Source organism: Mesorhizobium sp. IMUNJ 23232 (genome assembly GCF_044326205.1).
Lineage (GTDB): Bacteria > Pseudomonadota > Alphaproteobacteria > Rhizobiales > Rhizobiaceae > Kumtagia.
The window spans coordinates 1-21,172 of sequence record NZ_JBIRCY010000095.1 but is presented as its reverse complement, the minus strand read 5'-3'; the positions used below and the strand labels follow the sequence as shown (position 1 = coordinate 21,172).

Sequence of the window (21,172 nt, the reverse complement as noted above, 5' to 3'; positions counted from 1 at the left end):
GTCGAGCCTGCCCCGCGCCAGCGCGGGCTGCGCCGCTGCCATCGCCTGCGACGCGCCGGGCGACAGCGCGGCCAGGGCGCGGGCGTAGGCGACGCCCGTGTCGTCGGCCACGCCGATCTCGTTCAGCGCGGCAAGGAGCCCTGCATATCTCGTCGAGCGGTTGTCGAAGATCGCGTCGAGGTGCTCGCCGAGCCGCTCCTCGTTGCGCGACAGCGAATCGAATGCCGCGGCGAACCGGGAATCGATCGCTGCGACCCGCGCCTCGCCGGCCGCCGTGCGCGCCTCGAAATCGATGGCGCGGGTGTCGACAGCGGTCAGAGCGCCAGTCAGACTCTGGCCAGCCCTCACAATGGCGAGTTCCCGGTCGCGAACTAGCGAGCGGGCGACGACGGCGATCTCACCGTCGAGCGTGGCTGTGCCGTTGACGTCGAGGCGATTCGCGGCGCGGTTGAGCGGGTCGAACAGCACCTCGAGCCGGCCGCTCGCCGACTGGGTGAAGTCGCCGTCGACGCGGGTCACCTGCGTCGCACGGTCGTTGACCCGCCCCAGCGCGACGAGGCCGTGGTTCGCCAGGTCGCCGCCCATAACGGCGCCGGCGGCGAAGACGCCGGTTGCGGCGTTCGCCATCGTGCCGCCGTTCAGCAGCACGGAGCCCATGACATCGCCGGCGTTGTTGACTTTGGTGCTGCCGCCACCCGTCGTCGTCACCGCGTTGCCGCCGCCGGCGGTGTAGACGTTGCCGCCGCTCTCAATGTTGACCTGGTTGTCGCTGCCACTGTCGATCCACACGCCGGCGGAGGAGGAACCGGTGCCGCCCTGCACGTTGCCGGAGACGTTCACGGTAACGGCGCTGGTCTTCGGCCCGGCGGACTGGGCGAAGATGCCGATGCCGTTCTCGCCCGTGGCATAGGCGTTGCCGCCGGACTCCACGGTGACCTCGACGGCGCCGCCGCCGCCCGCATCGCACTTCGAGTCGCACTTGTCGTAGAGCGGCGCGCCGGCATAGAGGCTGACGCCGTTGTTGATCAGTCCTCCGCCGCCGCCGACGCTCTGCGCGAAGATGGCGATCGAAGCGGGGCCGTTCGCGGTGATGGTGCCGGCGGTTTCCACCGTTACCGTGTTGCCAGAGCCCTCCGTCGGGTAGGTCGACGTGGTGTTGCCCGCGCCGACCAGCATGTTCGCGACGTCGGTCGTGTAGCCTGCGACGCGGATCGCCCCGCCGCCGCCGCCGATCGACTGCGCGACGATGCCGAACGCCATGTTGCCGCTGGTTGTGATGTTGCTTTCGCTTCCGAGGTTGACCGTTACGGTGCCGCCGTTGCCGCCGGAGCCGGAATAGGTGCCGCCGAGGTAGGTGCCGGCGTTGTTGCCGTTGCGCGCCGCCAGGATGGTGCCGCCGCCGCCGCCGATACTCTGCGCCAGCACGCCGTAGGCGCCGTAGCCGGTTGTGGTGATGTCGATGAAGCCGCCGTTCGGCGCAAAGGTGACGTCGCCGCCGTTGCCGTTGGCTCCCTGGCCGCCGCCGACCGTGAGGTCAAAGGTGCCGTTCGCCGCGCCCGGCCAGGCGCTGCTGCCGGCGCCTCCGATGCCGCCGCCGCCGCCGATCGACTGGATGACCACGCCGTCGGCCAATGCGCCGCTGGTGACAATCTGGGTGCCGGCGTTGTTCGAGTAGGTCAGCTCGGCGGTGTTGCCGTTGCCGGCGTAGCCGCTGCCACCCTGCTGCGAGAAGCCGAGCGAGATAGTGCCGAGCGCGCGGTCGGACCCGTCGGCGCCGATGCCGCCGCCGCCACCGATATTCTGGACGACCACGCCCGCCGCGCCAAAGCCGGCGCCGGCGCCGCCGGTCGTGATCAGCGTGCTGCCGGACGGCCCCTCGCCCAACTCGACGCTGGTCGACTGGCCGCCGTCGCCGCCGTTGCCGCCGCTGCCGCCGACGGCGATGTTGAGGTTGATGTTGACGTTGCTCGCGCTCGCCGTGCCGGTCGCCGCGGCGGTGCCGCCCTTGCCGCCGCCACCACCGATCGACTGCGCCACCACGCCGTGCGCCCAGTCGCCCAGCGTCGTGACGTCGTTGTTGACCGCGACCGAGACGACGCCGCCGGAGCCGCCGCTGCCGCCGGCGCCGCCGATGGAGAGGTTGAACTGCGGGTTGATGTCGCCGCCGTTCTCCACATACTTGGCGATCGAGGAGCCGGTCTTGCGCGCATTGGTCGCGACGGTGACCGGGTTGTCGGCGGAGGCGTCGGAGCCGGACGAGCCGGCGAGGCCGCCGCCGCCGCCGATCGACTGCGCAAGGATGCCGGTGGCGTCGCCGCCTTGGGTCGAGATCGCGCCGTCGCTGGTGACGGCGACCGTTCCGCCGGTGCCGCCGCCGCCGCCCTGGGTGCCGAGCTTGATGTCGATCCCGGAGCCTTGGGAGAGCGCCAGCGAGCCGCCCTGTGAGGAGCCGCCGCCGCCGGCGATCGACTGCGCGACGACGCCGATCGCGCCCGAGCCGTAGGTGGTGATCGAGCTGCTCTCGTAGAGATTGACGATGACAGTCTCGCCGTTGCCGGCGCCTCCGCCCTGCGAGCCCAGGACCATTTTGAGATTGTTCGAGGTGCCGGTGCCGAACTGCTGGGTGTTGCTGCTGCCGGTGCCGGCATCGCCGCCGCCGCCGCCGATGGACTGCGCCTTGATGCCGTCGGCGAAGTCGCCGTAGGTGGTGACGGTGCTCGTCAGGCTTGAGTTGTCCGGATTGAACGCGCTGTCCACCACCGACCCGCCGAGCGCGACGTTTACGGCGCCGCCGTCGCCGCCGGTGCCACCCTTGCCGCCGTGCGAGACGGAGATCGTGGTGCCGACGGCCGAGGTGCCGCTGTCCGGGATCAGCTTGTTGTAACCGAGTGCCACCGAGAGGGCACTGGAATCGCCACCGGCGCCGCCGCCGCCGCCGATGCTCTGGACCAGCACGGCCGTGGAGCCCTGGCCTAGGGTCTGAACCGTGCCACCGTCCGACAGCGAGAATTCCGCGAGACTGCCGTTGCCACCCGCGCCACCGTTGCCGCCGAGCGCCATGCTCGCGGCGACCGCCGCCGAGTTCCCCTCGTCGCCCGTGGGCACCGAAACGGCGAGCGCCTTGGCCGTCGCCGAGCCGCCCAGGCCGCCGCCGCCGCCGATGCTCTGGACGACGACGCCGTAATTGTCGATCGGCAGGATGTTGCACGGCAGGGTCTGAGGGCACGTGGTGGCCTGCCCGTCGGGCGCGAACGTGCCGTTGATCAGGAGGGCGTTTTGGCCGGTGAGGATCGAGGCGCCGGATACGGTCGCGGCCGCCCAGTCACCGTCGCCGCCCGACCCGCCGCTGCCGCCGAGCGCGAAGCTGCCCGCGAACCCCGCACCCACTGTATAGCCGAGCGCGCCGCCGCCTGTCCCGCCGCCGCCGCCGATCGACTGCACCACCATGCCCGGCGATTTGGTGCCGCTGGTGACGATCGAGGTGCCGTAATTGTAGATTGTCGCGGTACCGCCGTCGCTGCCGCTGCCGGCGGTGCCGCCGAGGCTGACGGTCAGCTCTACGCCGGTGCCCGTGGAGTTGCCGCCGTTGCCGCCACCGCCACCGATCGACTGCATCACGACGCCGGCGGACTGGTCGCCCGTCGTCGTCACCGATCCGCCGGTGAGATTGGCGACCACTTCACCGCCGAGGCCGCCGTTGCCGCCACCGCCGCCGACCGCGACGCTGATCCCAGAGGCGCTGCCACCGTCGCCGCCGCCGCCGCCGATCGACTGACCGAGAATGCCGAACGCGAGCTGACCGGAGGTGCTGATGGCGCCGGCGGACTGGTTGACGGTGACGCTGTCGCCCGTCGTCGTGAACGGGTCGGTCCCGCCGGTGCCGCCCACCACGTAGAAGACGCCGCTCGACGAACCGCCGGCGCCGCCCGTTCCGCCGATCGACTGCGCCAGGATCGCTTGCGCGCCCTCGCCGCTGGTCGAGATCGTGCCGGTGTTCGTCACCGTGACGTCGCCCGGGCTGCCGGCGCCGCCGCCGGTCCCGCCACTTGAGCTGAAGAGGGCGTTGGCGCCGCCGCCGGCGCCGCCGTTGCCCGCCATCGCCTGCGCGAAGATGCCGCGCGCCTCCTCGTCCGCGGTGGTGATGCCGCCCGCATTCTGCACCGTCACGCCCGCGCCGCCGCCACCGGTGCCGCCGCCGCCGCCGGCGCTGCCGAGCCCGCTCGATCCGTTGGCGTTGCCACCGGCGCCGCTCATGCTCTGGGCGAGGATGCCCATCGACTGCGTGCCCTGGGTCGCGACCCTCGAGTTGCTGTCCAGCGTCACCAGCACCGGTCCGGCTGCGCCGCCGTTGCCGCCGACACCGCCGTGCGCCGAGCCGCCGATCGCGAGCGCGCCCACGCCGCCATCGCCGCCGCGCGACTGCGCGACGATGGCCGACGAGGTGTCGCCCTCGGTCGCGACGGTTGTGGAGATGAGGGCCACCGTCACCGCGCTGCCGACGCCACCGGTCCCACCCGGGCCGGCGAAAGACCTCGCACTCGTCGTCTTCGCGACGCCGCCGTCGCCACCATCGCCGCCGGTGCTGGCCGCGAAGATCGCGGGCGAATCGGCGCCAGTCGTCTGCACGGTGATCGGGGTCTGGGTGGTGCCGGCGAGCTCGACCGTCAGGCCGGAGCCCGTGACCGTTCCACCGTTGCCGCCGCTGCCGGCGTCGGCCTCGCCGAAATAGATCATGCCGCCGCCGTCGCCGCCGTCGCCGCCGGTGAGAGAAGCGACGATGGCGGGCGCGTTGTCGCCGTCCGTCGTGATCTGCACCGCCTCGTTCTGTGCCTGGATGACGATGCCGCTCTCGCCGATCGAGCCGCCGACGCCGCCGTTCTGGTGCCGCCCCTCGTCGCGGCTATTGACGGTGTTGCAGTCCTGGCCGTCGACCGGCCCCTGGGCGCAGCCGCCGCCGCCGCCCGTGCCGCCCTGCGCCACAGCGAGGAGGGCCGGCAGTCCGTCGCCGCTGGTCGTGACGCTGGCGTCCGTGATCTTGATGCCGACGCCGGCGATGCTCCCTCCGGGCGTGCCGGACACCGCGCTGCTCGAGGTCTCGGCCGAGTTGCCGCCGAGCCCGCCGGAGGCGAAGGCGCCGACGCCGGCGCCTAGGAAGTCGTCCTGGGCCGTCGGGGGCGTGCCGCTCTGGACGACGGAGACGTCGCCGCCTTGGGTTAGCGTGATGCTCGCGCCGCCCGCGTTGCCCGCGACGCCGACGGAGCCGGTGTCGGAGCCGTGCTGGTTGTTGCCGGCGTCGCCGGCAGCCGACTGGGCGTAGATGCCGAAGAGCGTGGCCTCGCTCGGCGAAGCCGCGTTCGACCACGTGAAGCCCACGTCGACGGCCGCCGAGCTCGTCACCGTCACGAGGCCGGCGTCCCCGCCGCTGGCCGAGTTGCTCTGGCTCTGGGATGCCGACGGCGCATTCCCGCCCAGCGACTGCGCGTAGAGGCCGGTGAAGCCGGCGGACCCAATCGCCGTCGCGCTGATCGAGCCGGAATTGTCGATCGTAACGGCGCCGCCGGCGCCCGCGTCGTTGGTGCTGCCGTCGCCCCCCACGGACTGGGCGGTGATGCCGGCGAAGCCGGCATAGCTGCTCACATTAACAGTGATTTGGCCACTGTTCGTGATCGACACGCCCGCGGACGAACCGCCTGAGCCTCCCGACACGCCGTTCCCGCCGGAATCGAACCCCGAGATGGCGGCACCGCCACCGACCTGGATGCCAGACAGCTCAAGGTCGATTGTCCCGGAGTTGTTAATGGTTATGCCCGCAGGGACGCCGCTTCCGCTCAGGCTGCCGCTCGAACCGCCATTGTCGCCCGAGCCGGCGATCTGCGTCGCCTGTATGCCGTAGGTGTTGTTACCCCACGATGCTCCGGCGGTGAGGGTGAGCGATCCGGAGTTGGTGAACTGAAGGCCTTGGGTGTTGCCGCCGCTCTTGTTGGTTTGGCTGAATCCGAAGGCGCCGAAATTCAGCGTGTCACCCTGGCCCGGTTGCACCGCCATCGTAATGTCGCCGGTCGATGTCACCGTCATCGGCACGGCATCGGGGGCATCGGCATTCGCGTAAAAGAAGTTGTAGGCGTACGTGTTGCCGGAATAGGTGCAGGTATAGACGCTGCCTTGCATGCCGCAGCTTTGGGCCGCGGCCGTGTCCGGCATGGCGAGCCAGGCCGTGGTGCCGAGCAATCCCGCGATCAGGCCGGCTCGGGTCGGCCCGATCGGCATGGCCATCCTGGCCGTGCCCCCCCGCCATATCCGGCGGGCGGTCCCATCCTGGACACCGGGCATCGCGCCTCCATCGGCCGAGGCCCGGTCGCCGGTCCTAGAGCGGCCGTCCGAATTCAGTCTCTTTGTCATCGCTGTCCCCCAACCCGATCACTCAAACGGCATGCACGCCCATCCGGCACGCATCTTTGTCGAGGCGCAGACGATCAATATTCATGGAAACCGAATCTGTTGCCGTTGGGTAAGATACCTTTCTGATTGGGTAGTTGATGTCAAGCAACAGCGTCGTCTAATTTCCTATGAAGCCGTTGGATGCGACTGGCCGGCATGACCGATCTCGCTTCTGAGGTGATCGGCGAGTCGCCCGCCATCCGCGAGGTGCGCGAGACGATCGCCAAGGTGGCGCCGCTTCCGACCTCGGTCCTGCTGACCGGTCGATCGGGAACCGGCAAGGAGGTCGCGGCCGCGCTCGCTGCACTCGCTGTCGACCGGGCGGACAAGCCTTTCGTGCCGGTGATCCTCCCGGCCATCAAAGCGAGGCGGGTATATGATGAGGGCTGGCGCGGCCCGGCGAAAGCGAGGTCAGGCAGGGTAGGCCGGCTTCGTCACCGGATGAGCAACGTATCTTTTGGCAGCACGGATCGCCGCGGCGCCAAGAAGCCCAGTGATCACGCTTGCCCGGTGGGAGCCGCTCTCGCACGCGGACCTCTCGACCGTCCTGCGCGGGAGACGCCACATCTCCGGTGGCAGCGGCCCTCACGCCGGTCATCGAGCTCGTGTCGGATATCGGTCTAGGTTCCCATCGCGATCCCCCCACTTATCGCATGCCCACGCGCCAAGCCCCATTCAAGGCGCCGGCCATCCAAGTGCAAGTGTAGGATTACATTACCCTACGCAAAAAATTGAACGGAAGGGATTGGGAATTCCGTGTTGCCTTGAAGATGGCTTCATCGCCGTTGTGGTAAACGAAATCGAACCAGGTGTTGGCTTTGTCGGATTCGAATCGGGTTCACTTGGCGCCGGAAGCTAACCTGAAATTGATTTGTCGTGTCAGCCATCACCAGTGCGAAGCTCACCTCACGGATTTTATTGGCGCTTACAACCGGCCAAGCCTTTGGCAACCGAACAGGCACGTTGCGGGCTTCGTCCGCAACGTTGAGCACGCTCTCGGCTCGATGCCCCGCCACCGGACGATGGCACGCTATCGCCGACGCCATCTACAGGGAGATATTGCCTCACTGGCTCGGCGAGTCACCCAGGTTGCGCCGCGGCTTCCATTGCCATGGCCGACGCAGTTGCGGCGGCTGCGCCGGAAGAATGGGAATCTGGTCCGCCTCGAACCACTACCGCGTTGGAGGAGAGCACGATGCCCGCCTCCTTGAAGGCTATCAGCAGGCGTTTCATGGCCTGTCGTTGGATGAGACTGGGATTGCCTGGCTTGGCTGTGAACTTGAACCGGATGACGATCGAATTTTCCGTTACGTCCTGAATACCTTGCATCTTGAGCGGAACAAGGAATTGTGGACCCATATCGGGATCCTCGAGCATTTCGAGCCCTACGCGTTTCACAGTCTTGCGGATGCGCTCGGGGTCTGCGTCTCGATCGAAGCGCATCTCGAATTTGATCGTGCTCCAATCGCGGCTGTAGTTGGTAATCGACTGAATCTGGCCGAAGGGAATGGTGTTAAGCGGACCGTTCTGGTGCCGCAACTGCAGCGAACGCAGCGTAATGCGCTCGACGGTGCCCTTCAGTCTTCCGCTATCGACATATTCTCCAACGCGAAACGCATCGTCCGCGATGAAGAAGATGCCAGACACAATGTCCTTCACCAGCGTCTGGGAACCGAAGGAGATCGCGAGGCCGAGAATCCCAAAACCCGCGATAAGAGGGCCGATATCAACGCCGATGGAGGATAGTACCACGAGTCCTAGTATCGCGAGAATCGCGCCGAACGCGATGTTACGGATAATGGGCATGACGGTCGAGAGGCGGCCGGCACTCGCAACCGGACCCCCGTCGTCGGTGGTGCCTGGTATCAGGGGCCGTTTGGATGGCGCCAAGCGCTCGAAGAAGGTGCGCAGGAAACTCCAGAATGCGAAAGCGAGCACGACAGCCAGTATCACGCGTTCAATCTGGATGAGGAAATGCAGCGCCGGTGCGTCAGCCGTATCCGTAAGGATCGGCCGCCAAAGTCTGAAGATCAGATAGATGCCCGTGAGCCATATTGCTCCGGTCAACAATACCTGCAGACCCTGAAGCATCGCCATCTCGAAATGTGTGCGCTCACCTGAGGCAATAACACGGCGGATCACCGCTGCCGCAAGTGCATGGGTACCAAGCGCGAGGACGGGCAGAAAAAGAAGGACTATCTGTGTCGAGCCGGTGGCGGAGATCCAGCTTGGGCTTTGCGGCGTGCCGGCGGCCAGCCCACTAGCCAACCAGATGAGCAAGGCCGTTAGCACGTAGAACGCGGGCAGGCAGTAGGCAGCGACGCAGCGAAGGCGACCTGGCTCCCTGCCGGCAAATGCGCGCCGCATGTCGCGCGCGCCGCCGATGAACCACAAAAGTTTCACGACGGTCAGAATCGTTGTTCCCATGAAGAACCAGCCCTCAAGCGCCAAAGGATCGGCGCCTTTGGCGTAACCCAAACGCACTGTCTGAGCGAAAAACGCGCCGATGGCGCCGTAGATGACGAGCATGGTCCAATGCCAGCGCGGCCTTGCGATTTCGACGAGACGGACGCGCGCTTCATTGGGCGAAAACAGCAACCGACCGAGGATCGCCCAGCAAAGGGCGACGATTACGGCCATGACGATGGCTCGGACTAGGCTTTGCGTGTAACTGCCATTGCTCGTGATAAGCGCCTCGAGGAGGCGTGCTACGCCGACAAATACGGCCAACGCGATGAGATCGACGACCAGTTGCCGCAGCGCGCGATTCAAGTGACCGATTGTGTCGTTTCCAGCCAGTTGCTGATGTAGGAACGAACGGAAAAGGTAAAACACCGCAAGGCTCGAGGCGGCTGCGCTTAAGAGGACAACCAGCGCGATTCCATGCGCCAATGCCCAAGACGAACCCTCTGCCAAAAGCCCGTCATCGGATGCTGATAGCAAGCCCCTCACTTCGCCGATACCGCGCAATCCAAGCATCAATCCGTGGAATAGCTGCTGAACTACCTGTTCAACCGCTGCCACAGGATCGCCTTGACTGGACACATCAACCGCCGGTGTTGCTTTGCTCAACTCGACCACCTCTGCCGTCGCAAGGTCGTTAACAGACCACCGTTAGCGTGATCCTATTAAGAATCGCGAAATAGGGGTCGGAGCAACAACTGTTCCCGCAGACAGGCATTTGATGCCTATGCCGTCCTCCACTTCGGCAGCCGTGAGATGCCGTGGCGCTCAAAGACAGCGATGAAGTGACGAACGGGTCAGATGCGGGATCGTGGCCTATATTGGCGACGGTCTTGGGACTAAACCCGTAGAGCTTTGAGCCCCAGGCTCTCTTGAATATTTTGTATTACTCAACGGATCGCCTCTGTCGTTGTGGCGCGGCCGTGAAGAACCTGTCCTATAGCACATCCTTCCATTGCCTGGAAAACCAGGCACCATCAAACTCAGGGGTCAAACATCTAGTGGGGGCGTCGAAGCGATCTTGATGTGTGCTGGCGATTAGCTCTCCGGCAACGGCAGCTGATACGCGATGACGAGTTCGTCACCGAGGCTGCGGTCGAAGCCAAGAATGCTGGAGGCGTAGATGTCGTATTGAGGGCACCGCACAAAGCCGGCGCGCTCATACATGCCGCAGGCCCGTTCCATGAAGGCGGCGGAATGGATGCCGACGGCCTTGGCGCCGTCGCGGCGGGCGTTGTCGATGCAGCGGTCGACAAGGCGGCGGCCGAAGCCGTGACTGCGCGCCTGTGGATGCACGGCCAGCGTGCGGAACCCGGCGAACCCGTGCGGCCAGCCAAGACCTTCCAGCGTCGCATCGGCATAATAGGTGACGGTGGCGACGATGTGGCCATTGTGGTCAAGCACCAGCACTTGGCCCTTGTCCCCGCGTTCGTCGATGTTGCACGAATTCTCGATATAGAGTCTGAGCGCTTCGGTCGGCGCATTGCCACGAAAGGGCTCGAAGGCGGCTGCGATCAGGTAGGAGATTTCGGTCGTCTCCGACCGATCCGCGGGTCTTATGTGCCCGGCATGGTATTTTTCCATGGATAGCATCGTTTGATTCCGTAGAAGATTGAGGTTTTCGCCGGTCGGCTCATTCGGTGACCGGCCGGCGCGGAAGTGGAGCCACTGGCCCACAGCGTGGCCGCAGCAGTTCGAACAGCCGATAGGTGTTGATCGGCAGCAGGGTCAGTTCCATGAGACTCAACGGGTAACTGCCTATCATCGCTGCATAGGCGATGAAGAAGACGCAGCTCAGGATGGCGACGATCCGCAGCGCGAGCATGTCGCGCATCCAGTAGGTGAGGATGGCGAAGCCGCTGCCGACGAATCCAATTATCTCAATCCAGATCATGACGATCCTCCCGCATGTGAGGCCGCATGGTCGCTTCCTCTTCGGTAAGAAGGACGACACTTTCCTGCTCCTTCGGATCGGTCCTGGCGATCAGGGCTTTCGCCACCTGCCCGGTTGGATTGCGAGGCTGGTGCGGAACGCCGGCCGGGATGTAGACAAAGTCGCCGGCCTGGCCGCGATCGACACGCTCCAGGTTCGGACCGTGAGCTACCTCGATCACGCCTTCCAGCATGTAGATCGCGGTCTCGTGGGCTTGGTGGTAATGCGCTTTCGCAGTTGCCCCCGGCGGCATCGTCAGAAGGTGCATGCAGATGCCCTCCGAGCCCACGGTCTCGGCCGAGATGCCGGCGAAGTAGTCAAGGCCCTGCCTGCCGCGAAACTGCTTGCCGCCGCGGATGAACTTACAGGATTTCATTGGATTGTTCTCCATTGCGCGCCACCGCCAAGAGTTTGCGCATTTTTTTTTGGCTGAAGCGGCCCACCAGCAGCCGCCCACCCACTGAAGGGGGCGGCGCCAGGTGAAGTGTTTGTGAGAGCCTACGCCACCGAGAAGTCGGCGTTGGTGAGCGCCAGGCCGCCTGTGAGCGTGGCGAAGTGGATGCCGGCCGAACCGCCGACGCCATCGGCGTCGTAGAACAGTTTTCCGCTATCCCGCTCGTAGATGATGTGGTCGGAAGCATCCTGCGCCAGACCGGTGTTGTTGGCGCGGAACGCCGCCGCCGACAGGGTGCCGGTGTCGAGCGCCGTGAAGATCGCATCGGACAAGAGCATGCGGTCGGCCGGCACGCTGAAGTCGAGGATCTTGTCGACATTGGCAGCCCCCAAGGTGGAGGCGAACACAAAAGTGTCCGCGCCGCTGCCGCCGCGCAGCGTGTCGATGCCGCCCTTGCCCTCGATGCGGTTGGCGCCGGCATTGCCGATGATCTGCTGGCCGAACTCGTTGCCGGTCAGATCGATCGCCGATGTGCCGGTCGAACCATTGGTCTGCAGGATCTCGATATCGACCCCGGCGTCGAGCCTGTAGTCGACGGCGGCCACAACCTTATCGGCGTTACCCTGGGAGGTGCTTTCGACGATGACGTCGCCGGAGTTGAATACCCGGTAGGTGTCATTGCCGCCAAATCCCCTCATGAGGTCGAACTCGCCTGTCCCGCCGTCATGAAGCGTGTTTGCCCCGGCATTGCCGACGATTTCCTGCTGGAAAGCATTGCCGGTCAGGTCGATCGCTGACGTTCCGGAAGAGCCGTTGGTGAAGAGCTGCTCGATCTCGGCACCGGCCCCCAGCTTGTAGTCGACCGCGGCGAGCACCAGGTCGAAGCCGTTGCCGGCGGTTTCGACGACGACGTCGCCCGAGTTGAACACCCGGTAGATGTCGTTGCCGCCGAGACCCTTCATCACATCGGCAACGCCGCCACCCGTGTGGAGGACGTTAGCGCCTGCGTTGCCAAGGATTTCCTGCTTCAGCGTGTTGCCGGTCAGGGAGATGGAGGATGTGCCCTTTGTATCCGTCGTCGACAGGATCTCGATATTGTCGCCGCCGCCAAGGGTGAAGTCTTCAAACGCCGCCACACGGTCGGCCGTGCCTTCGCCTACCCCCTCGATGATGCTGTCGGTGCGGGTCACGATATAGAGATCGTTGCCTTCGCCGCCGCTCAACGTATCTCTGCCGGTTCCACCGTCGAGAGTATCGCCCCCGCCACCACCGACAATGACGTCGCTGCCGGCGTTGCCGAACAGCTTGTTGGCCGTCTCATCGCCTTCGAGGTCGTCGTCGAAAGCGCCGCCGGCAACCTGCTCGATGTTGGCGAGAGTGTCACTCTGCGCGTCACCCCCGGTGGCGGTGTTGAGCCGGAGCGAAATCTGCACATTCGCCGACGATGCAGAATAGTCGGCGATATCGATGCCGTCACCGCCGTCCATATCGTCCGCGCCGGCGCCGCCGATCAGAATGTCGTTGTCGTCGTCACCGAAGAGATCGTCGCCATCCGCGCCGCCGACCAAGGTGTCGTCGCCGTCGCCTCCGGAAAGCCGATCGATGCCAGCACCGCCCTCGAGCACATCCCTGCCGGTGAAGCCGCTGAGTTCGTCGGAGCCGCTCAGGCCGAGGAGGCGGTTGTCTGCGCCGTTGCCGCTAATGACGTCGCCGAAACCCGAACCGATCACATTCTCGATGTTGATCAGCGCGTCGCCCTGCGCATCACTGCCTTCGCCGGTGCCAATCAGCAGGGAGATGGTGACGCCCGCGCCGGACGAGTCATACGCCGCCGTGTCGATGCCATCGCCGCCGTCGATCGTGTCCGCCCCCACCTGACCGGCGAGGATGTCGTTGCCGGACAGGCCGCGCAAGGTGTCATCACCAGAAAGACCGTTTATGGCGTTGCCAAACCCGTCGCCTTCGAGCGTGTCGCTGTGGACTGATCCCTGGATATTCTCGATGCCAACCAGAAAGTCTCCTTCGGCATCGCCATGCGTGCCGATGCCGGCGTCGCCGAGGCCACCTGTAAGCTTGACTGTGACGCCGGCGCTCGAAGTCGAGTAGTCGGCCGCGTCGATGCCGGCGCCACCATCCAGGAAGTCGCCGCCGGACCCCCCGATAAGAAAATCATTCTGCTCACCGCCCGACAGCGTGTCGAAGCCATTTGCACCAAACAACCGGTCATTTCCACCGAGCCCGGAGATGACGTCTTCGCCTCCGCCGCCATCGATTCGGTTATCGAAATTGTCGCCGATGAGTGTGTCCGCAAACACCGAACCAACAAGGTTCTCAATGCCCCCGAGAATGTCACCGGCAGCATGTCCGCCGCTTGCAGTTCCGATCAGCAGATCGATGACAACGCCAGCATCGGAGTCTTTATAATTGGCGAGGTCGATGCCATCTCCACCGCCAATAATGTCACCGCCGAAGCCTCCGATGAGCACGTCGTCGCCGCCATTGCCGAAGATGGTGTCATCGCCGGACCTTCCATCGATAACATTGGCGCCGCTGTCGCCGAGAATGCCGTCGCCAAAGGCGGAGCCGACAAAGTTCTCAACCGAGCTGAAGCCGTCGCCCTGCGCATCACCGCCTTCTGCTGTGCCATTAATGCGGTCGAGAAAGACAGCCGCGCCGGATTTGCTGTAGTCGGCGGTGTCAATTCCCTCGCCTCCGTTAAGTGCATCGGCTCCGCCTAGTCCGTGCAGGGTATCGTTGCCACCAAAGCCGTTGAGCGTATCGGCGCCGCTTCCACCACCCAAGACGTCATCACCGTTGTCGCCATCAAAAACAGGCATCATTTCATTCCTTCCAAAAGTTTGATCTGCCGCATGCGCGGCGGGTTGCTGCCGGCGTGCGGCAGGGTTCGCCGGCCGGCCTTGCCGGCGGCGGATAAGTTCCAGAGGGATCGTGAGTTTGTTTTTTTGTTTGAGGCCGTCCGCCAGGCGAGTTGTCTCGCTGATGGCGCCGGATACCCGTCAGGGCGCGGGTTCGATAGGTGCAATCATGTCATCACCGACCGGAACTCTGACCGGCCCTATCTCTGAAATGCAGCGACCCGGTTCTTGCCGAGTCCCTCTCGTTTGATGGTTCACCGCCACGCCAACGACATTTGTTAGCGTGACCTTGTTTTGCCCGTGCCCGAATGGGCACGCAGACCAACCCTCCGGTCGTCACCGACCGAATGAGTGTTCTCTCACGGGCCTGTCTTGTGTGGTTGCCGGCTAGTCGTCAGCTTGCGGGAGCTGGGATTTCGCTCTTGTCTAGGGCTCCATGGCCCGCAGCTTTCGATCGAGCGATCGGATACCTTCCGTCCCGAAGGTCGCAACATAGGCTGGGACGAACTCCGGTGGCAGGAACTCGATGAGGCTGGCATTCTCGATCCAAACCTTTACCACCTCGAATAGCCGCGCATCGACGAACTCACAGCGCCAGCCGAGCCGTTCGGCTCTCGTCCTGATCTCTTCCTTGGCATGCGGGGTGCGCACCAGCACATGGCTGCCGGCGTGCGGCCGCATCCCTTCGTCGAAGCCGATGCCGAAGCGAGTGCCCGGGTCGAGGATGTTTCCCCAAGGAAGCACTTCGAGGAAGGAGCCATTGTCGTCACCGTAGCAGACGAACCACGATCCGTCCGGGAACGGCGGGACCGGCGCGCGGATTGCCGTGGCATCCAGCATCCCGGCCAAAGCCTGAGCGACCTTTTCAGGCTCCCGCACGTTGAATGAGGCATGATAAAGCATAATCAACTCTCCTTGCGCGAAGCGGCCGGGATGTCCCGGGGCGGCGCGGCGCTTCTCTTTGCGTGTTCGATCAACGCCTGGATTGCCCATTGCGCCGCGTCGGCGGCCTCGGCCGAGGACAGGCCCCAATAGTCCTTCATCGTCTCCCAGCCGGCGGCCGAGAACAGCACCTGCACGCTTGCCAGCAGCCGTGTCCGGTCGGAAGGCTCCAGGCCGGCCAGGACATCCTTCAGCGCCTCGCCAAATTTTTCGCGCCGCGCGTCGCCGCCGCCCAGCCGTGCGGTTCGCCCGTGAGGATCGTGCAGCATCGCCCGCACGAGCGGCTCACCCGCCTGGAAGGCTTCGAACACCACCGGCACCTGCTCGACCAGTTCCTCGGGCGAACGGGGTGGCGCCGGCATGCCGAGCCTTTCGTTCATCCAGCTCCAGAAGCTGCCCAGCACGACTTCCTTGGTGGCGTAGTGGCGATAGATCGTGCGCTCCGGCACGCCTGAGGCCGTCGCAAGCGCCTTGAAGGTGACGTCGCCGTTGCCCGTCGCTAGAATGTCGGCGACGCCGCGCATGATCCTGTTCTGGGTAAGCATGGCCAGTTCGGCGCGCGCCGACATCGGTGTCATCGTCTCGGTCATTGTCCGCCTTGCGTTGGCAGCTCTACTGCCATATCATCAGTAGAACTGTCAAGACCGTTGATGGCTTGTGAAGAGAACGTCTCCCGGTCTGCGACATGCCATCACCAGAAGGGTCGGGACACATTTCGGTCATTATCGTCATCTCCAGCTTGCCCCTAACGGTCGGCTTTCCTGTTCGGGAGGAGTAACAGGCAGGCGCCTGGCGCGCTTGACCGAGAGCGCCCGGCCTTTTGACTGAGAGCGAACGCATGGCTCCGGCGGACGAAGCATTTCGGCAGATCAGGTTCTCGACGGGTGAGTTGCCGCCGGGCAGGCGGCTGGATGCGTTTCGGGAAATGCTCACACGCGCAACGGGGAATTTGGATGTAAAGGCTACCCGGGACTGGTTCGACTTCGGCGCGAACACTTTTGTGATGCCTGGTCTTGGAATTGCGCACATCGCCTCTGACGCAGTTCGCATTGCCCGCACGCGCGAAATGGACGCGGACGGGGCACGCGACCTCGTGCTGGTGGTGGTCCATGAAGGGACGGCCACGGCAACGCAGCGCGGCCGAGAAGTAATCGTCCAAGAGGGCGGTGCTTTCCTGGCTTCGAGCCATGACACATTTTTCATGGAGCGGACGGCCGCGCGGCTGACAAACTACTCCCTGCTGGGGAGCGATCTCGCGCCGGCGATCGCAAGCTTGGATGACGCCTTGCTCAACCCAATCCCGAGTGATGCGGAGGCGATGCGGCTGCTGACAGGCTATACCGACCTCGTGTTCAAAGGCGAAGCACCCATATCGGCCGAGTCCTCCCGACTGGCAGTGAGCCACGTCCACGATCTCATCGCGCTGGCGCTCGGCGCGACGCGCGACGCCGCCGAGATCGCGAAAGCCCGTGGCCTGCCGGCGGCGCGCCAGGCAGACCTTTATGCCCGTGCCCTCCGCCTTATCGCATTGCGATCCGACGAGCCGGACCTTGCTCCCGCGGAAATGGCGCAGCAGCTCAAAGTATCGCTGCGGCTCCTGCAGAAATTGTTCGCGGAGCGCGGGGAAACGATCATGAACCGCCTGTGGGAAGAGCGGGTGAACCGCGCTGCCCGGCTGCTGGCCGAACCGGAGACGGCGGACCGGTCGATCACCGATATCGCCTTTTCCTGCGGCTTCAATGACAGCGCGCATTTCAGCCGCGTGTTCGCTGCCCACAAGGGCACGGCCCCATCGCGCTGGCGAAAACAGGTGCATGATCAGCCGGCACTGAATATTTGAGGGCATCTTCATGGTTGCACCGACGGTCGGGCATAATTCGCTCCGCCGGTAGTCCGCCTAAGGGGACGTTCCTTGGGGTAATGTGTGCGGTCTCCACCTCCCGCCCGAAAACGGGCGGGAGTTGAGTTGTCGACGGCGGCGGCCTACGCCACCGAGAAGTCGGCGTTGGTGAGCGCCAGTCCGACGGTCAGCGTGGCGAAGTGGATGCCGGCCGAACCACCCACGCCATCGGCGTCGTAGAACAGCTTTCCGCTGTCCCGCTCGTAGATGATGTGGTCGGACGAATCCTGCGCCAGGCCGGTGGTGTTGGCGCGGAACACCGCCGCCGACAATGTGCCGGTGTCGAGCGCGGTGAAGATCGCGTCGGACAAGAGCATCCGGTCGGCCGGCACGCTGAAGTCAAGGATCTTGTCGACATTGGCCGCCCCGATCGTCGAAGCGAACACAAACGTATCCGCCCCGCTGCCGCCGCGCAGCGTGTCGATGCCGCCCTTGCCTTCGATGCGGTTGGCGCCGGCATTGCCGATGATCTGCTGGCCGAATTCGTTGCCGGTCAGGTCGATCTCCGAAGTTCCCGTTGAGCCGTTGGTCTGCAGGATCTCGATATCGACGCCCGCACCGAGCTTGTAATCCACGGCCGCGATCACCTTGTCTGCGTTGCCTTGCGAGGTGCTTTCGACGATGACGTCGCCAGAGTTGAACACACGATAGGTGTCGTTGCCGCCAAAGCCCCGCATCAGGTCGAACTCGCCCGCTCCGCCGTCATGCAGGATGTTGGCGCCGGCATTGCCGGCGATCTCCTGCTGGAATGCGTTGCCGCTCAGGTCGATGGCCGAGGTGCCGGTCGAGCCGTTGGTGAACAGTCGCTCGATCTCAGCACCGGCCCCGAGCTTGTAATCCACTGCGGCAAGCACCAGGTCGAAACCATTGCCTGAGGTTTCGACGACGACGTCGCCCGAGTTGAACACCCGGTAGATGTCGTTGCCGCCAAAACCCTTCATCACGTCTGCGGCGCCGCCACCCGTGTGCAGGACGTTGGCGCCGGCATTGCCGAGGATCTCCTGCTTCTGGCTGTTGCCGGTCAGGTCGATAGCGATGCCCAAGCTGGTGTTCGTCGTCGATAGGATCTCGATGTCATCGCCGTCTTTCAGGACGAAGCTTTCCAGTGCGGACACACGGTCCGCATTGCCTTCGCCGGCAAGCTCGCTGACGTTGTCCGCCTGGGTGACGATGTAAAGATCGTTGCCTTGGCCACCGACCAGAATATCGCTGCCAGCTCCGCCATCCAGCGTGTCGCCACCGTCTTCACCCTTGAGGAGATCGCTGCCTTCGCCGCCGTTGAGCTTATTGGCACGTGCATCTCCCTCAATGTCATCATCGAAGACGCTGCCCAGCACCTGCTCAATATTGTCGAGGATATCGCCTTCTGCATCGCCACCGCTGGCGCCGAGGGCAATAAGACCATTCGCCCGCGTGGTGGTCGTGTCCGATGAGAGCGATAAGACGATGGCTGCAGACGAGCCAGAATAATCGGCAATATCGATACCCTCGCCGCCGTCTAGCCGGTCAGCCCCAGCACCTCCGATCAGAACGTCGCTGTCGTCGTCGCCAAATAGGTCGTCGCCATCCGCGCCGCCGATTAGAGTGTCGTCTCCCTCGCCACCGGACAGCCGGTCGACGCCGCTGCCGCCCTCCAGCACATCCTTGCCGGTAAAGCCGTTGAGTTCGTCGGAACCGTCCAACCCCAGCAGGCGGTTGTCGCCGCCGTCGCCGCTGATGATGTCGCCGAAGCCCGAGCCGTTGACGTTCTCGATACCAATCAGGGTGTCGCCTTGCGCGTCGCCGCCTTGCGCGATGGCAAGCAGCAGGGAGATGTCGACGGCGGCGCCGGAAGAATCATACGCCGCCGTGTCGACGCCATCGCCGCCGTCGATCGTGTCCGCGCCCACCTGACCGGCGAGGACGTCGTTGCCGGAAAGGCCACGCAAGGTGTCGTCTCCACTGAGACCGTTCATGGCGTTGTCTAATGCATCGCCCTCGAGCGTGTCGGCATGGATGGAACCTTGAAGGTTCTCGATGCTGCCGAGCAAGTCTCCCTCGGCGTCGCCACCCGAGCCGAAGCCGCTGTCGCCAAAGCCGCCGGTAAGCTTGATCGTCACCCCGGCTCCCGAAGCCGAATAGTCGGCCGCATCGATTCCGGCACCGCCGATGAGAAGATCGGCTTCGGCCCCTCCAACGAGAAAGTCACTTTGGTCGCCGCCGGACAGGCTGTCCAGGCCGGAACCGCCAACCAGCACGTCATTGCCGCCGAGACCAGCGATGATGTCATCGCCGCCGCCGCCTTCGATAAAGTTTGCCAGGTCATCGCCTGTGAGCGTGTCACCGAAAGCAGAACCCCTAAGATTCTCGAAACCAACAAGAACGTCTCCGGTCGCGTCACCCCCACCCGCAACCCCGGTTAGGAGGTTAACGATTATGCCGACCTGAGACCCTTCGTAGCTGGCCATATCGACGCCATCACCGCCTGACATGCTGTCGCCGCCGGAGCCGCCAACGAGCACGTCATTGCCGCCGTTGCCGAAAATGACGTCATTGCCCGACCCTCCGAAGATTGCATTTCCGCCTTCGTCGCCCCTGAATCCGTCATCGAAGGAAGAACCAACGAAATTTTCGATCGAGATAAGAGTGTCACCTTCGGCGTCGCCGCCCTCCGTGGTTCCATTCACCAGATCGATGAAAACGGCCGCGCCCGAGGCGCTGTAGTCCACAGTGTCGGCCCCCACGCTTCCGTCGAGAGTATCGAGCCCCCCGAAACCGACCAGTGTGTCGTTGCCGCCGAAGCCATTGATCGTGTCGGCAAAGGCGGAACCCTGGAGGAAGTTGTTACCTCCATCGCCATTTACAGTAGCCATAATGTATTCCTTTTAAAGTTTGATCTGCCGCACGCGCGGCGGGTTGCTGCCGACATGCGGCAGGGTTCGCCGTCCGGCACTTCGGACGGCGGCATGAATCCAGTTGGATGGGGTTGGCGTCAGGTCGCCTGCGATAAGAGCGGATGACAACCAAGGTCACGACTGTCGGCCGTGACCCTGGCAGATTGAATCCTACAGCGCCGTTGCCTTGTTATTTTGGGTGGAGTGGCTCGGTCAGCCTCCGAGCACGTGAGCCAGCATCAACATCGTGACTGCCGCCTGAACAGTGATTGAGGCCGTGCGCGGCCAGTTGTAGCGGACCAGTTCGGCGATGAGCGCCTCGTTCTTGCCGAACTTCTCCAGCTTGCCGTGCCGCGGGATCGCCAGACCGACGGTGACCAGAAGCCCGACAATGCCGGCCGCCACGTTGCCGGCTGTCATCCAGGCCGGCACAGCCGGGCAGAGGAACGCCAGCGCGACCGGCAGCAGGAAGCAGGCAACACCCGGCACGATAACCACAAGCGGGATGCGTCTCGTATAGAAGCGGTGGTAACCGATGTAATCGGTCTGTCCGACCTTCGCGAACAGCGGATAGATGACGATCTGCCCAAACCAGACCTGTCCGAGACACCAGAAACACAGGGCGGTCCAAAGCAGGAGGTAGAGTTTTGAATTGTCCATGATGCTAGCGTCCATGCGAGTGCGGCTGAGCCGACTGGAGGTCGGGCCGGTAGGCCGCGACGAGGAGGTCGCCTTCCGACGTATCGAACGCCAAGAGGGACGAGGCGAAGAAGTCGTATTCTGGGCTCCGCACGAAGCCGGTCCGATGATAGAGGCCTGGCGCCGTCGCCATGAAGGCTCCGGTGTGAAGGCCGATGACCTCGGATCCGTCGTCGCGCACTGGTAGAAGGCGGTCCTGCCGGCGCCATCGGTCGACATAAGTCACCGTGCCGGCAATGCCTTCCGCGCTTTCAACGACCAGCAGGTCGCCAGCGTTCCAGCGATCCGCGATGTTGCGGGAATAGGCGATGTATCGCTCGATCGGCTGGCGCCCGACGCTGAGAAACGGCGTCAGGGCTGCGCCGATTAGATCGGCGATCTCGACGCATTCTGCGCTTCGGATCACGGTTGTCGGCATGTCCAGCATGTCACATCCTTTCCGGCGCGATCTGACCGGCTGCACCATGGCTTCATCAATTGCGATTGCGAGGATTAAAACTGCCGATTTCGTCGTCACGGAAGCCTGCCCTTCAATCGCCACGCGCGAGTGCGGCCGCCCTCTCGAGGCTGATCTTGGTGACGAGCGGATCCGCATGACGATGCACCATTTGCCAGTCGGGGCCATCGCGGCGATAGACCTGGGTCACGCGCAAT

General features: G+C 64.5%; 13 protein-coding genes. 2 read left to right on the top strand and 11 right to left on the bottom strand.

All coding sequences use genetic code 11. The features are described 5' to 3' along the window. On the bottom strand, nt 1–6,399 hold a 6,399-nt coding region (locus ACH196_RS35720; RefSeq protein ID WP_396651577.1), incomplete at its 3' end, for a beta strand repeat-containing protein. Nucleotides 6,400–6,579: 180 nt separating this feature from the next. Here ACH196_RS35720 and ACH196_RS35715 point away from each other — a divergent pair. Beyond that, on the top strand, nt 6,580–7,062 hold the full coding sequence (locus tag ACH196_RS35715) for a sigma 54-interacting transcriptional regulator (protein WP_349009682.1): 483 nt from the start codon (nt 6,580–6,582) through the stop codon (nt 7,060–7,062). Between the two features lie 456 nt (nt 7,063–7,518). Here ACH196_RS35715 and ACH196_RS35710 read toward each other — a convergent pair whose 3' ends face one another. The 7 genes from ACH196_RS35710 to ACH196_RS35680 all read right to left on the bottom strand — a co-directional run bounded on the left by ACH196_RS35710 (nt 7,519) and on the right by ACH196_RS35680 (nt 15,636). Then, nucleotides 7,519–9,510 carry a mechanosensitive ion channel family protein gene (locus ACH196_RS35710; protein WP_349009681.1) on the bottom strand — a complete coding sequence of 664 codons (1,992 nt, stop codon included), beginning with the start codon at nt 9,508–9,510 and terminating at the stop codon, nt 7,519–7,521. 429 nt (nt 9,511–9,939) lie between these two features. Continuing rightward, complete coding sequence (locus ACH196_RS35705) at nt 9,940–10,485, bottom strand: GNAT family N-acetyltransferase (protein WP_396651576.1); 546 nt, start codon at nt 10,483–10,485, stop codon at nt 9,940–9,942. 49 nt (nt 10,486–10,534) lie between these two features. Continuing rightward, on the bottom strand, nt 10,535–10,795 hold the full coding sequence (locus ACH196_RS35700; RefSeq protein WP_396651575.1) for a YgjV family protein: 261 nt from the start codon (nt 10,793–10,795) through the stop codon (nt 10,535–10,537). Next, nucleotides 10,782–11,225 (bottom strand): cupin domain-containing protein, encoded by a 444-nt coding sequence (locus tag ACH196_RS35695; protein WP_396651574.1) that lies wholly within the window; start codon nt 11,223–11,225, stop codon nt 10,782–10,784. The genes ACH196_RS35700 and ACH196_RS35695 overlap by 14 nt, the downstream gene beginning before the upstream one ends. 107 nt (nt 11,226–11,332) lie before the next feature. Further along, nucleotides 11,333–14,065, bottom strand: coding sequence for a beta strand repeat-containing protein (locus ACH196_RS35690; protein ID WP_396651573.1), 2,733 nt, complete (start codon nt 14,063–14,065; stop codon nt 11,333–11,335). A 465-nt stretch (nt 14,066–14,530) separates the two neighbouring features. After that, nucleotides 14,531–15,007 (bottom strand): hypothetical protein, encoded by a 477-nt coding sequence (locus tag ACH196_RS35685; protein WP_396651572.1) that lies wholly within the window; start codon nt 15,005–15,007, stop codon nt 14,531–14,533. 2 nt (nt 15,008–15,009) lie between these two features. Next, the gene (locus tag ACH196_RS35680) at nt 15,010–15,636 is read right to left on the bottom strand and encodes a TetR/AcrR family transcriptional regulator (RefSeq protein ID WP_396651571.1); all 627 of its coding nucleotides are present in this window, start codon (nt 15,634–15,636) and stop codon (nt 15,010–15,012) included. A 248-nt stretch (nt 15,637–15,884) separates the two neighbouring features. On the opposite strand from ACH196_RS35680, the gene ACH196_RS35675 reads away from it, so the two are divergent. Continuing rightward, nucleotides 15,885–16,886, top strand: a complete 1,002-nt coding sequence (locus tag ACH196_RS35675; protein ID WP_396651570.1) for a helix-turn-helix domain-containing protein — start codon at nt 15,885–15,887, stop codon at nt 16,884–16,886. A 143-nt stretch (nt 16,887–17,029) separates the two neighbouring features. Here ACH196_RS35675 and ACH196_RS35670 read toward each other — a convergent pair whose 3' ends face one another. The 3 genes from ACH196_RS35670 to ACH196_RS35660 form a co-directional block, all read right to left on the bottom strand. Continuing rightward, entirely contained in the window at nt 17,030–19,798 is a 2,769-nt protein-coding gene (locus ACH196_RS35670) for a beta strand repeat-containing protein (RefSeq protein WP_396651569.1), read from the bottom strand. 234 nt (nt 19,799–20,032) lie between these two features. Then, nucleotides 20,033–20,479, bottom strand: coding sequence for a hypothetical protein (locus ACH196_RS35665; RefSeq protein ID WP_396651568.1), 447 nt, complete (start codon nt 20,477–20,479; stop codon nt 20,033–20,035). Between the two features lie 4 nt (nt 20,480–20,483). Next, complete coding sequence (locus ACH196_RS35660; RefSeq protein ID WP_396651567.1) at nt 20,484–20,945, bottom strand: hypothetical protein; 462 nt, start codon at nt 20,943–20,945, stop codon at nt 20,484–20,486. Nucleotides 20,946–21,172: the final 227 nt, after the last annotated feature.